At 74.7% G+C, this 12,319-nt stretch carries 10 protein-coding genes; 8 read left to right on the forward strand and 2 right to left on the reverse strand.

Annotated features, from left to right (window positions below):
- The first annotated feature begins 50 nt into the window (after positions 1 to 50).
- The gene (locus ACZ60J_RS18660) at positions 51 to 524 is read left to right on the forward strand and encodes a YbaK/EbsC family protein (protein ID WP_469683087.1); all 474 of its coding nucleotides are present in this window, start codon (positions 51 to 53) and stop codon (positions 522 to 524) included.
- 58 nt (positions 525 to 582) lie between these two features.
- Here ACZ60J_RS18660 and ACZ60J_RS18665 read toward each other — a convergent pair whose 3' ends face one another.
- On the reverse strand, positions 583 to 2,229 hold the full coding sequence (locus ACZ60J_RS18665) for a penicillin-binding transpeptidase domain-containing protein (RefSeq protein WP_469683089.1): 1,647 nt from the start codon (positions 2,227 to 2,229) through the stop codon (positions 583 to 585).
- A 131-nt stretch (positions 2,230 to 2,360) separates the two neighbouring features.
- Positions 2,361 to 4,142 carry a dolichyl-phosphate-mannose--protein mannosyltransferase gene (locus ACZ60J_RS18670; RefSeq protein WP_469683090.1) on the reverse strand — a complete coding sequence of 594 codons (1,782 nt, stop codon included), beginning with the start codon at positions 4,140 to 4,142 and terminating at the stop codon, positions 2,361 to 2,363.
- Positions 4,143 to 4,306: 164 nt separating this feature from the next.
- Here ACZ60J_RS18670 and rsmI point away from each other — a divergent pair, with 164 nt between their 5' ends.
- The 7 genes from rsmI (at position 4,307) to ACZ60J_RS18705 (ending at position 12,297) form a co-directional block, all read left to right on the forward strand.
- Positions 4,307 to 5,149, forward strand: coding sequence for a 16S rRNA (cytidine(1402)-2'-O)-methyltransferase (gene rsmI, locus ACZ60J_RS18675; protein WP_469683291.1), 843 nt, complete (start codon positions 4,307 to 4,309; stop codon positions 5,147 to 5,149).
- 310 nt (positions 5,150 to 5,459) lie between these two features.
- Positions 5,460 to 5,840, forward strand: a complete 381-nt coding sequence (locus tag ACZ60J_RS18680) for a hypothetical protein (RefSeq protein ID WP_469683293.1) — start codon at positions 5,460 to 5,462, stop codon at positions 5,838 to 5,840.
- Positions 5,841 to 5,850: 10 nt separating this feature from the next.
- Positions 5,851 to 6,729, forward strand: coding sequence for a TatD family hydrolase (locus ACZ60J_RS18685; protein ID WP_383956350.1), 879 nt, complete (start codon positions 5,851 to 5,853; stop codon positions 6,727 to 6,729).
- A 798-nt stretch (positions 6,730 to 7,527) separates the two neighbouring features.
- A complete protein-coding gene (locus ACZ60J_RS18690) occupies positions 7,528 to 8,688 on the forward strand; it encodes a ubiquitin-like domain-containing protein (RefSeq protein WP_469683295.1) in 1,161 nt (386 codons plus the stop codon).
- Positions 8,689 to 8,798: 110 nt separating this feature from the next.
- Positions 8,799 to 9,638: a 16S rRNA (adenine(1518)-N(6)/adenine(1519)-N(6))-dimethyltransferase RsmA gene (gene rsmA / locus ACZ60J_RS18695; RefSeq protein ID WP_469683297.1), complete on the forward strand. Its 840-nt coding sequence runs from the start codon at positions 8,799 to 8,801 to the stop codon at positions 9,636 to 9,638.
- A complete protein-coding gene (locus ACZ60J_RS18700; protein WP_469683092.1) occupies positions 9,635 to 10,537 on the forward strand; it encodes a 4-(cytidine 5'-diphospho)-2-C-methyl-D-erythritol kinase in 903 nt (300 codons plus the stop codon). The genes rsmA and ACZ60J_RS18700 overlap by 4 nt, the downstream gene beginning before the upstream one ends.
- A gap of 440 nt (positions 10,538 to 10,977) precedes the next feature.
- On the forward strand, positions 10,978 to 12,297 hold the full coding sequence (locus ACZ60J_RS18705) for an acyltransferase family protein (protein WP_469683094.1): 1,320 nt from the start codon (positions 10,978 to 10,980) through the stop codon (positions 12,295 to 12,297).
- The last annotated feature ends 22 nt before the right edge of the window (positions 12,298 to 12,319 follow it).

A 12,319-nucleotide genomic window follows, 5' to 3' on the forward strand; every position in this document is an offset into this window, starting at 1 on the left:
CCCGCGAAAGGGGCGCGCACCGGCGGCCCGCGGAGCGCTAGCGTGCCGTCATGACGAGCACTGCGCACCCCCTCTTCGCCGAAGCCCTCGCCACCCTGGGGCTGGAGCCGGACGTACGGAGCTTCCCCGACGGGACCCGCACGGCCGCCGACGCCGCCGCCGCGATCGGCTGCGAGCTCAGCCAGATCGTGAAGTCGCTGATCTTCGCGGCCGACGGGGTTCCCGTACTGGTCCTGATGGACGGGGCCTCCCGCGTGGACGTGGAGGCGGTCCGCCGCGAGCTGGGGGCGGGTGCCGTGACCCGGGCGGACGCGGCCCTGGTCCGGGAGACCACGGGCTACGCCATCGGAGGGGTGCCGCCCTTCGGGCACCGCACCCGCACCCGGGTCCTCGCGGACCGCTCCCTGCTGGCCCACGAGGTGGTGTGGGCGGCCGCGGGCACCCCGCACACCGTGTTCCCCATGGATCCGCACGAGCTGATCCGGCACGCGGGGGCCGCGCTGGTCGCCGTACGGGAGAGCTGAGGGGCCGGGAGAGCTGAGGGGCTGGGAGAACTGAGGGGCCGGGAGGGCAGCCTCGCGGTCAGCCCGCGTTCAGGACGGCCGCCACGATCGGGCCCGCCGCGTCGCCGCCGTGGCCGCCGCCCTCGACCATCGCCGCGGCCGCCACGTCGCCGCTGAAACCGGTGAACCAACTGTCCGGGTTCTGCGCCCCGTCGACCTCCGCCGAGCCGGTCTTCGCGCCCTTGTCGGAGCCGTGGACCGCGGACATCGCACCCTGGGCGGTCCCCGAAGCGGCCGTCAGCTTCATCATCCGCACGAGCTGCGCCGCCACCGAGGGCTTCATCTTCCGGGTTGCCTTCGCGATCTCGCGGCCGTCCAGCGAGGCCTTGACGACGACCGGCTGACGGAACACCCCGGTCCGGGCGGTCGCCGTGACCGAGGCCATCGTCAGCGGGTTCATCTGGATCTGGCCCTGGCCGATGTACGCGGCGGCCGCCGCCGGACCGGTGGCGGCCGGGACCCTGCCGTCGACGGTGGGCACGCCGACCTTCCACTCGACGCCCTCGCCGATGCCGAAGACCTCACGGGCCTCCTTCGGGAGCGCGTCGTCGTCGTCCACCGGCAGGATCTGCTTGATGAAGGCGGTGTTGCAGGACTGGGCGAAGCTCGTCGCGAAGGTCTCGCCGTCGAGCTTGAAGCCCTTCAGGTTCTTGAAGGTCTTGCCGCCCCACTGCACCTGCGCCGGGCACTCGGCCACCTTGTCCGCCGCCACCAGGCCCCGGTCCAGCAGCATCGCGCCGGTCACGATCTTCATCGTCGAGCCGGGCGCGCGGGCTCCGCTGAGGGAGGCGGGGAAGCCGTCCCCGCGGTGGTCGGCGACGGCCAGCACGTTGCCGGTGCTCGGCTGGACGGCGACCACCGAGGCCTGCGGGAACTTCAGGACCGCCTGCTCGGCCGCCGCCTGGACGTCCGCGTCCAGGACGGTCTCTATCTCCCCGGGCTCTCCCTCGACCAGCGTCAGCAGGGTCCGCCGGGGCGCCTCCTGCGCGACCGGCTCGATCCACAGCTCGGCGCCGCTCGTGCCGCCCAGCCGCTCCCCGTACGTCTTGCGCAGGCTGTCGAGGACCGGGCGCAGCGACGGGTACTTCTCCGCCGTCAGCTCCCGGCCCTTGCGGTCGACGGCCTTGACCGGAGGGCTGGCCGGGGCGCCGCCGCGCAGCTTCTCGCCCTTCTGGAGCTGCGGGTGGAGCACCGAGGGCTGCCAGTCGACGAGCGGGAGCCCCGTGGTGTTGCCGCGGACCACGGTCAGCTTGGACTCGTAGGCGAGGGGCTTGGTGACCCCCTCGTAGGTGACCTCAGCCGCGACGGAGTACGCCACCGTGGTCCCGGTCTGCGCGCCGGGGGTGATCGCGACCTTGGACACGTAGGCCTTGGTCGTGAAATCGCCGAGGGCGCCCTGCGCCTCCGCGGGGTTGTTCGTCAGATCGGCCCCCGCCCGGGCGTCCCCGGCCGTCCACGCGGCGAAGAAGGCCTGCGCGGTCGCCGCGGCGTCCTTGTCGCTGACCGGCCCGGTGCCCTTGGCGGGCACGGCCGGGCCGGTCGCGCTCGTGCTCTTCGCGTCGCCGTCCCCGGAGTCCCCCACCAGCGCGTACACCCCGTACACGGCCCCGCCCAGCATCGCCAGGAAGACCCCGCCGACGACGGCCCCCTTTGCAGCCCCGTTCATTCCCTCTCCCCGTTCCCGTGTGTCCCGCCCCCGGACCTCGAACGCTGAACGCGTTCAAGCAGCCCGTGGCGTAGACCCTACGTCGAACAGACAGACGGCTCAGGGCTTTGGTTGCCCCCGTCCCGGGGCCGCTACACCCAGGTGTCCAGCCACATGCGGTTCTGCCAGGAGTCCATCGGGATGGTCTGGCCCGTGTAGATGGGCCAGAAGTAGATGAAGTTCCACACGATCAGGAGCACCAGGACGCCCGCCGCCACCGCGCCCAGGGCGCGGCGGCGTTCCGAGGAGCCGGCCGGGCCCAGGAGGGCGCCGATCATCATGGCCACCGCGAGGCACAGGTACGGGACGAAGACCACCGCGTAGAAGAAGAAGATGGTCCGCTCCTGGTAGTTGAACCAGGGCAGCAGGCCCGCGCCCAGCGCGCACGCGATCGCGCCCGCCCGCCAGTCGCGGCGGAAGATCCACCGCCACAGTACGTAGAGGAGCGCGAAGCAGGCCGTCCACCACAGCAGCGGCGTGCCGAGCGCCAGCACCTCGCGGGCGCACTTGGCGGTCTCCGTCGCCGGGCAGCCGTCGGTGCCGGGTGCGGGGGACTCGTAGAAGTAGGAGACGGGACGGCCCAGGACCAGCCAGCTCCACGGGTTCGACTCGTAGGTGTGGCCCGAGGTCAGGCCCACGTGGAACTTGTAGACCTCCGTCTCGTAGTGCCACAGGCTGCGCAGCCACTCCGGCAGGAAGGACAACGAGCTGTGCTGGTCGTTCTTGGCGGCCCAGTCGCGGAAGTAGCCGCCCTTGCCGTTGTCGGGGGAGAGGATCCAGCCGAGCCAGGACGCCACGTAGACGGAGATCGCCACGGGGACGAGCGAGAGGAAGCCGGTCCAGCTGTCGCGGCGCAGCATCGCCGCGTACGGGGCCCCCGCGCCCGCGGTGCGGCGCGCGGCCGCGTCCCACAGGACCGTCAGCACGCCGAAGAAGGCCAGCACGATCAGGCCGTTCCACTTCGTGCCGAAGGCCAGGCCCAGGCAGACCCCGGCCAGGAGCCGGTACGGGCGCCAGCCCAGCTTCAGCGTCTCCGCGATCCGGGCGTCCGGCCGGGTCCGGCCCTCCTCGTCCACCGGGAGCGCCGCCGCGAGCCGGGCCCGCACCTTGTCCCGGTCGATCACCAGCGCTCCGAAGGCCGCGAGCACGAAGAACATCAGCACCAGGTCGAGCAGGGCGGTCCGGCTCATCACCAGGTGCAGGCCGTCCACGGCCAACAGGAGGCCGGCCAGGCAGCCCAGGAAGGTGGAACGGAACAGCCGCCGGCCGATGCGGCACAGCATCAGCACGGACAGGGTGCCGAGCAGCGCGGTCATGAACCGCCAGCCGAACGGGTCGAAGCCGAACATCCACTCGCCCAGCCCGATCACCCACTTGCCGACCGGCGGGTGCACGACGTAGCCCGGGTCCAGCGGGAGCGGGACCCCGTCGGGGTTGGCGAGGATCGACTTGTCGATGTCCTTGGGCCAGCTGGCCTCGTAGCCCTGCTGGACCGTGGCCCAGGCGTCCTTGGCGTAGTACGTCTCGTCGAATATCACCGCCTTCGGGGTGCCCAGGTGCACGAACCGCAGCACCCCTGCGACCAGCGCCACCAGCAGCGGCCCGGCCCACGCCAGCACCCGCTCCCAGCGCACCGCCGCGGCCGGCCCGATCCCGATCTGCGCCCACAGCTGCGCGGACGGCCGCGCGTACGGGGGCACCAGGCGGGTGCGCACGTCCGACTGCCGCTTCGACCCGGCGGGCGGCACGTAGCCGAAGCCGCGCAGGCGGCGCAGCCAGGCGGACGGCTGGTCGGCGGGGTCCGGGCCGGGCCCGGCCTCGGTGGCGGGCGGGGCCCCCGCAGGGCTGGGCGGCGGCGTCGCGGTACTGGTCACCGGCACATCGTAGGGAACGAGGCTGTGCCAAACCCAGGGGGACGGGAGCGTCGGGGTGTACCGGTGGGGGCGGCTGAGAGGATGGGGCGGTGACCACTGACCAGTCCGGCTCCGCCGAAGCTCCCTCCCCGGCCCCTTCCGACTCCCTCGCGGGAGGCGTTCTCGTGCTCGCCGGGACGCCCATCGGCGACCTCGCCGACGCCCCGCCGCGGCTCGCAGCCGAGCTGGAGCGGGCCGACGTGATCGCCGCCGAGGACACCCGGCGGCTGCGCAGGCTGACGCAGGGCCTCGGCGTGTACACCACCGGGCGCGTCCTGTCGTACTTCGAGGGCAACGAGTCCGCGCGCACCCCCGAACTGGTCGAGGCCCTGGAGGCCGGCAAGCGCGTCCTGCTGGTCACCGACGCCGGCATGCCCTCCGTCTCCGACCCCGGCTACCGGCTCGTCGCCGCAGCCGTGGAGAAGGACCTCAAGGTCACGGCCGTCCCCGGGCCCTCCGCCGTCCTCACCGCGCTCGCCCTCTCCGGCCTGCCGGTCGACCGCTTCTGCTTCGAGGGCTTCCTGCCGCGCAAGGCCGGCGAGCGCCTCGGCAAGCTCCGCGAGGTCGCCGCCGAACGCCGCACCCTCGTCTACTTCGAGGCCCCGCACCGGCTCGACGACACCCTGGCCGCCATGGCCGAGGTCTTCGGAGCCGACCGGCGCGCCGCCGTCTGCCGCGAGCTGACCAAGACCTACGAGGAGGTCAAGCGCGGCGGGCTCGGCGAGCTGGCCGCCTGGGCGGCCGAAGGCGTGCGCGGGGAGATCACCGTGGTCGTCGAGGGCGCCCCGGCCGCGGTCCCGGGCGATGTGGACGCCGAGGAGCTGGTGCAGCGGGTACGGGTGCGCGAGGAGGCGGGGGAGCGGCGCAAGGAGGCCATCGCGGCGGTCGCCGCCGAGGTCGGGGTACCCAAGCGCGAGGTGTTCGACGCGGTGGTGGCGGCAAAGAACGCGGCACAAAAGTCGCCGTGAGTCGGTAAAGAGCTAACCTGAAAAGCAAAGCTCAGACCGCGCACCGGGCGCTTTGGGCATGACTCGCCCAAGGACCGTCCAACATCGGACAGGGCCTGATGCGCTCCCGCCCGAAGAGGCGTCCACTGGCTATGGAAGCAGTGGAACAAGAGGAGCTGGCATGAGTGAGATCGCCGAACCCCGACCCCTCCCCGAAACCGCAGGACCCGTCGCCTCGACCGTCGCCGCGCCGGCCGCCCCGGCCGCTTCCGCGACGGGGTCCGCTCCCGCCGGCGTCCCGACGGTGCACGAGGCGTACTCCTTCGCCTGCATGAAGTGCGGCTACGGCTGGGAGCAGGGGTACGAGATAGAGCACCACACCGACGCCAGGGGTCTGCCGTTCATCGTCTACACGGCCGACGGCGAGCGGGTCCCCTCCCCCCTGTCCAACCCGACCTGCATGAACTGCGGCGGTCACGTGGTGCGGATCATGCGGGAGGGCCAGGTCAAGTCGGTCATCGGCATGCTCGACCAGCTCTACCACCACCGCGCGGCCCCGGGGATCGCCGGACCGGTGCCCGCCGGGTACACCGCGAGGTCCCCCAAGCCCCCGAAGCCCCGCAAGGCCGCCCTGCACGACGCCCCCGGGCCGGTCCCGGTGGATCGGCCCGGCCTGATGGCACGGCTGCTCGGGTTCTTCCGCCGGTCATAAGATCGGCCGTATGAGCCGTAGCACGCCGAACGACGCGCCGCCCCCGCTGCCCGAACCGCTCCGGGTGGCGGTCGCCGACTCCCACACCCACCTGGACATGCAGTCCGGCACCGTCGAGGAGGGCCTCGCGAAGGCCGCCTCCGTCGGCGTGACCACCGTCGTCCAGGTGGGCTGCGACGTGAAGGGCTCCCGCTGGGCCGCCGAGACCGCCGCCGCGTACGAGAACGTCCACGCGGCCGTGGCCCTGCACCCGAACGAAGCCCCTCGGATCGTCCACGGGGACCCCGACGGCTGGTCGCGGCAGGGCGCCCGCACGGGCGGCGGCGAGGCCGCCCTCGACGACGCGCTCGCCGAGATCGAGGCCCTGGCGGCCCTCGCGCACGTGAAGGCCGTCGGCGAGACCGGACTCGACTACTTCCGGACCGGCCCGGAGGGCATGGCCGCGCAGGAGCGTTCCTTCCGCGCGCACATCGAGATCGCCAAACGGCAGGGCAAGGCCCTGGTCATCCACGACCGCGAGGCCCACGCCGACGTGCTGCGCGTCCTGCGCGAGGAGGGCGCCCCCGAGCGGACCGTCTTCCACTGCTACTCCGGAGACGCGGAGATGGCCCGGGAGTGCGCGGCCGCCGGCTACTACATGTCCTTCGCCGGGACCGTCACCTTCAAGAACGCGGCGCCGCTGCGCGAAGCGCTGGCGGTGGCCCCGCTGGAGCTGGTGCTCGTGGAGACGGACGCCCCCTACCTCACCCCGGCCCCCTACCGCGGACGGCCCAACGCGCCGTACCTCATTCCGCTGACCGTACGGGCCATGGCCGCGGTCCGCGGCATCGACGAGGACGCCATGGCGACGGCACTGGCGGCCAACACGGCCCGCGCCTTCGCCTACTGACCGCCCGGTGAGGCCGTCGGGTGCCGCCGCGAGAACCCCTCACCCGTTCGCCACGTTCCGTAGCCGTCCCGCTTTGTAGCGTCACCACCGCTCCGCTAGGGTGCCGTGCCCGAAGCAGCCGGACGGACCAGTGGAGCGAGCGCGATGAGCGATGTGGCCTGGCCGGCCGGTGGACGCGACCCCTGGGCCGCCGCCCCGGACCCGACCGCGGAACCGGGCACCCGCCCGGACCCGTTCCTCGCCCCGGGCGCGGATCTGATGACCACGGAGCTGATGGATCCGTACGCGAGCCCGGCGGCGGGTGCGTACGCGGGCCTGGGGGCCGGCCCGGCGGCGGGCGCGTACGCGAGCCCGGCGGGCGGCCCGGGGGTGGCTGCGTTCGCGGGTCCGGGGACCGGCCCGGGGGCCGGACCGGACGCGGACGCGCGTATGTACGCGACCCCGGCGACAGGCCCGGACGGGGACCCCTTCCCGGGCCCGGCGGCGGATGCGGGCCCGGACCTGCTTGCGCGCCCGGCGGAGGAACGGCAGCCGGACCCGGGAGCACACCCGGAGCCCGCGGTGCCGGCGCCCCGCGGCGGCGGGCGGCGGCGGACGGCCGCCGAGCCGGGGGCGGGCCGCCGGGCCCGCGGCCGGGCCCCCGCCCCGGCCGGCCCCGCGCCGGGACCCGCCCCCGAACCGCCGGCCACCGGCCGCCGGCGCCGCACCGCGCCGGCAGCGCCCCCGGACACCGTCCCCGCCCCGGCCGGACCGGTCCCCGCGGGGACCGGGCGGCGCCGCGGCGGCGGACCCGGCACGGTGCCCGCCCCGGCCGGCCCCGGCCCCGCCCCCGGTCCGGGGCGGCGCAGGAACGCCGCCCCCGCTCCCCGCGACACCTGGCGGCGCATCGTGCCGCAGGCCCTGGTCGTCGCGTTCCTGGCGGGCGGCACCACCGCCTTCGTCGCCGCCGACAAGGCCGTACGCCTCACCGTCGACGGAGTCCCGCGGACCCTGCACACCTTCGCCGACGACGTCGACGAGCTGCTCGCCGCCGAAGGACTCGGCGTCGGACCCCACGACCTCGTCGCCCCGGCCGGGGCGGAGGTCCTCGACGACGGCGACGAGATCGTCGTGCACTACGGCCGCCCGCTGAGCCTCACCCTCGACGGGCAGCGCCGCGAGGTGTGGACCACCGCCCGCACCGTGGACGGCGCACTGCGCCAGCTCGGCATCCGCGCCGAGGGCGCCTACCTCTCCACACCCCGCACCGCCACCGTCCCCCGCAGCGGCCTGACCCTCGCCGTCCGCACCGAACGCAGCATCACCTTCATGGCCGACGGCCGCGAGCGCACCATCCGCACCAACGCCGCCACCGTCCAGGAGGCCCTCGACGAAGCCGGGATCACCCTCCACGGCCAGGACGCCACCTCCGTGCCCGCCGACTCCTTCCCGCGCGACGGCCAGACCGTCACCGTGCTCCGCATCACCGGCACCCGCGAGATCCGCGAGGAACGCATCCCGTACGCGACCGAGCGGGTCAAGGACCCCGCCCTCTTCGCCGGAACCGAAGTCGTCGAGCGCTCCGGCCGGCCCGGGGCGCGCAGGGTCACGTACAGCCTGCGCACCGTCAACGGCGTCCGGCAGAAGCCCCGCCGGGTCGCCGAGGAGACCGTCCGCGAGCCCGTCAGCCAGCTCGTCAAGGTCGGCACCAAGCCGCTGCCGACCTCCGTGCAGGGCGCGGACGGCCTCGACTGGGGCGCGCTGGCCCGCTGCGAGTCGGGCGGCCGGCCCGGCGCCACGGACCCCTCGGGCACGTACGGGGGGCTGTACCAGTTCGACGTACAGACCTGGCAGGCCCTCGGCGGCAGCGGCCGCCCGCAGGACGCTCCGGGCCCGGAACAGACGTACCGGGCGAAGAAGCTGTACGTCCAGCGGGGGGCGAGTCCCTGGCCGCACTGCGGCCGTACCCTTTATCGGTGAGCACAGCAGAGCAGCAGCCCGAAAGCACCGCGCCGGAGGCCTCCGCGCCGGAGACGTCCGCGTCCGAGACGTCCGCGCCCGAGACCTCCGCCCTCCTCGGCGCGGCCGACATCCGGGAGCTGGCCGCCGTACTCGGCGTACGGCCGACGAAGCAGAAGGGCCAGAACTTCGTCATCGACGCCAACACCGTGCGCCGCATCGTGCGCACGGCCGAGGTCCGGCCGGACGACGTGGTCGTCGAGGTCGGGCCCGGACTCGGCTCGCTGACGCTCGCACTGCTGGAGGCCGCCGACCGGGTCGTCGCCGTCGAGATCGACGACATCCTGGCCGCCGCGCTGCCCGCCACCATCGAGGCGCGGATGCCGGAGCGCAAGGACCGCTTCTCGCTCGTCCACTCCGACGCGATGCTCGTCAAGGAGCTGCCCGGCCCGCCGCCGACCGCGCTCGTCGCGAACCTGCCCTACAACGTGGCCGTGCCCGTCCTGCTCACCATGCTCGACCGCTTCCCGAGCATCGAGCGGACCCTCGTCATGGTGCAGGCCGAGGTCGCCGACCGCCTCGCCGCCGAACCCGGCAACAAGGTGTACGGGGTCCCCTCCGTCAAGGCCAACTGGTACGCGGACGTCAAGCGGGCCGGCGCCATCGGCCGCAAGGTGTTCTGGCCCGCCCCGAACGTCGACTCCGGACTCGTCTCCCTGGTCCGCCGGGCGGAGCCGGTCAAGACCACCGCCTCGAAGACCGAGGTCTTCGCGGTCGTCGACGCGGCCTTCGCACAGCGCCGCAAGACGCTGCGCGCGGCGCTGTCCGGCTGGGCCGGGTCCGCCGCCGGAGCCGAAGCGGCACTCGTCGCCGCCGGTGTCTCCCCCCAGGCCCGCGGCGAATCCCTCACCGTCGAGGAGTTCGCGGCGATCGCCGAGCACAAGCCCGCCGCGGAGAGGCCCGCGCTGTGAGCGGGGCGATCACCGTACGGGTCCCCGCCAAGGTCAACGTCCAGCTGGCGGTGGGCGCGGCCCGGCCGGACGGCTTCCACGACCTGGCCAACGTCTTCCTCGCGGTCTCCCTCTACGACGAGGTCACCGCGACCGCCGCCGGCCCCGGCGAACTCACCGTGACCTGCGCCGGCCCGGACGCCGACAAGGTGCCGCTCGACCGCACCAACCTCGCGGCCCGGGCGGCGCAGATCCTGGCGGAGCGGGCCGGGCTGAGCCCCGACGTCCACCTCCACATCGAGAAGCGGATCCCGGTCGCGGGCGGCATGGCCGGCGGCAGCGCCGACGGGGCGGCCGCCCTCCTCGCCTGCGACGCGCTCTGGGGTCTGAAGACCCCGGTCGAGGACCTCCTCGCGCTCTGCGCGGAGCTCGGCAGCGACGTGCCGTTCAGCCTGGTCGGCGGGGCGGCGCTGGGCACCGGGCGCGGGGAGATCCTGACCCCGGTCGAGGCCGGCACCTTCCACTGGGTGTTCGCGGTCGCCGACGGCGGCCTCTCCACCCCGGCGGTGTTCCGCGAGTTCGACCGGCTCACCGCCGGCACGGAGGTCCCCGTACCCGAGGCGTCCCCGGCGCTGCTGGCGGCGCTGGCCTCCGGTGACCCGGACGCGCTGGCCGCCACCCTCGCCAACGGGCTCCAGGCCGCGGCCCTCTCGCTGCGGCCGTCCCTCGCGGACACCCTTGCGGTGGGTACCGAGGCCGGGGCGCTGGCCGCACTGGTCTCCGGCTCCGGCCCCACGACGGCCTTCCTCGTCCGCGACGCGGAGTCCGCGGCGAAGGTCGCGGCCGCCCTGACCGCCTCCGGCACCTGCCGCAGCACCCACCGGGCCACCGCCCCGGCCCCGGGCGCCACCCTCCTCTGACCCCGGCGGCGGTTGTGCCGCTGCGCGGGCCGAGGTCCCCTACCCGCCCTTCCACCGTTCCCCGGGCTCTGCCCGGACCCCGTTGCCGCGTGCGGCGCCGTTGCCGGGGGCCAGCCCCCGGACCCCCGCTCCTCAAACGCCGGAGGGGCTGGATTTCGCCCGGCGGGGCCGGATGGTGCCGGAGGGGGCTGGATTGCCCGCAGGGCAATGTCAGCCTCGCCGGCGTTTGAGGCGCGGGGTCTGGGGCGGAGCCCCAGGAGGGGTCCGGGCGCAGCCCGGGGAACGGGCTAAGGGCGGGTAGGGGAACTCCGCCCCGCGCAGCGGTGACGGTCGCAGCGGGGGCTTCGGTTCCGGGCGGGGTGCGCGGGCCCCGGGTACCTAGGCGGGAGGTGAGTATCCGCGCCCTGTTGCCGCCGGGGCCCGCGCGGGAGCGTAAGGGCATGGGAGCCAGCGCACGCGACATCGCCGCCGTCACCCCCGCCTCACGGGACCGCTACGTCGACCTGCTCCGGGTCGCCTCGCTCGGCACCGTCATCGCCGGGCACTGGCTGATGGCCGCCGTCAGCACCGACGGCATAGGGAACCTCCTCGCCGTCGTCCCCCCGCTGCAGCTCCTCACCTGGGCCCTGCAGGTGATGCCGGTGTTCTTCTTCGTCGGAGGGTTCTCGCACGCCCTCTCCTACCGCTCCCTCGCCCGCCGCACCGACGGCCCCGTCTACGCCGCCTTCCTGCGGGCCCGGCTCCGCCGCCTGCTGCGGCCCACCCTGGTGTTCGTCGCCGTCTGGACCGCCGCCGCGCTCGCCGTGCAGCTCCTCGGCGCCGGCGGCGGGCGGCTGTCGGGGGCCGCGCTGAGGCTGGTCACGCAGCCGCTGTGGTTCATCGGGATCTACCTCGCGATGGTCGCCCTCACCCCGCCCCTGCTGAAGCTGCACGAGCGCCACGGCTGGGCCGCTTTCGGGGCGCTGGCCGGCGCCGCGGCCGCCGTGGACCTGCTGCGCTTCGCGGGCGGTGTCCCGTACGCCGAGTTCCTGAACTTCGCCTTCGTCTGGCTCGCCGTCCACCAGCTCGGCTTCCTGCGCGCCGACGGGCGCATCCGCCGCCCCGGCGCCCTCGCCGCCGCCGGGCTCGCCGGGGCCGTGGCGCTGGTGGCGTACGGGCCGTATCCGCTGTCCATGGTCGGGATGCCGGGGGAGAAGGTCTCCAACATGGCCCCGCCCACCCTCGCCCTGCTCGCGCACGGGATCTGGCTGGTCGGCGCCGTGGAGCTGCTCAGGGCCCCGGCCGGCGCGTGGCTGGCCCGGCCCCGGGTCTGGCGCGGTGTGGTCGCCGCCAACGGGGTCGCCATGACGGCCTTCCTCTGGCACCTCACCGCGATGCTCGCCGTGTACGCCGCCCAGCTCGGCCTCGGCATCGCCCTGCCCGAGCCCGCCGGGGCGGCCTGGTGGGCCCAGGTCCCGGTCCGGTTCCTCGCCGCGGCCGCGCTGACCTGCGTACTCGTCGCGCTCTTCCGGCGCTTCGAGGCGCCGCGCGGGACCGCGGAGGGCCCCGGCTCCGGCCCCCGCGCCGCCCTCGGCACCGCGCTCTGCCTCCTCGGCGTCCTCGGGCTCTCCACGACCGGCCTCGGCGGGCTCCTGGAGGGCCACAGCGCCACCCTGATCGCGCTCCCGGTCACGGCGCCCGCCGCGATCGGCATGGCGTTGGGCGGCTGGCTGCTGGTGGAACGGTCCGGCACTTCGCGGAGGGTTAGGCTGAGGGGCTGATCCACACCCCTTCCCTGGAGCG

It is taken from the genome of Streptomyces sp. NPDC104226, from assembly GCF_055584085.1.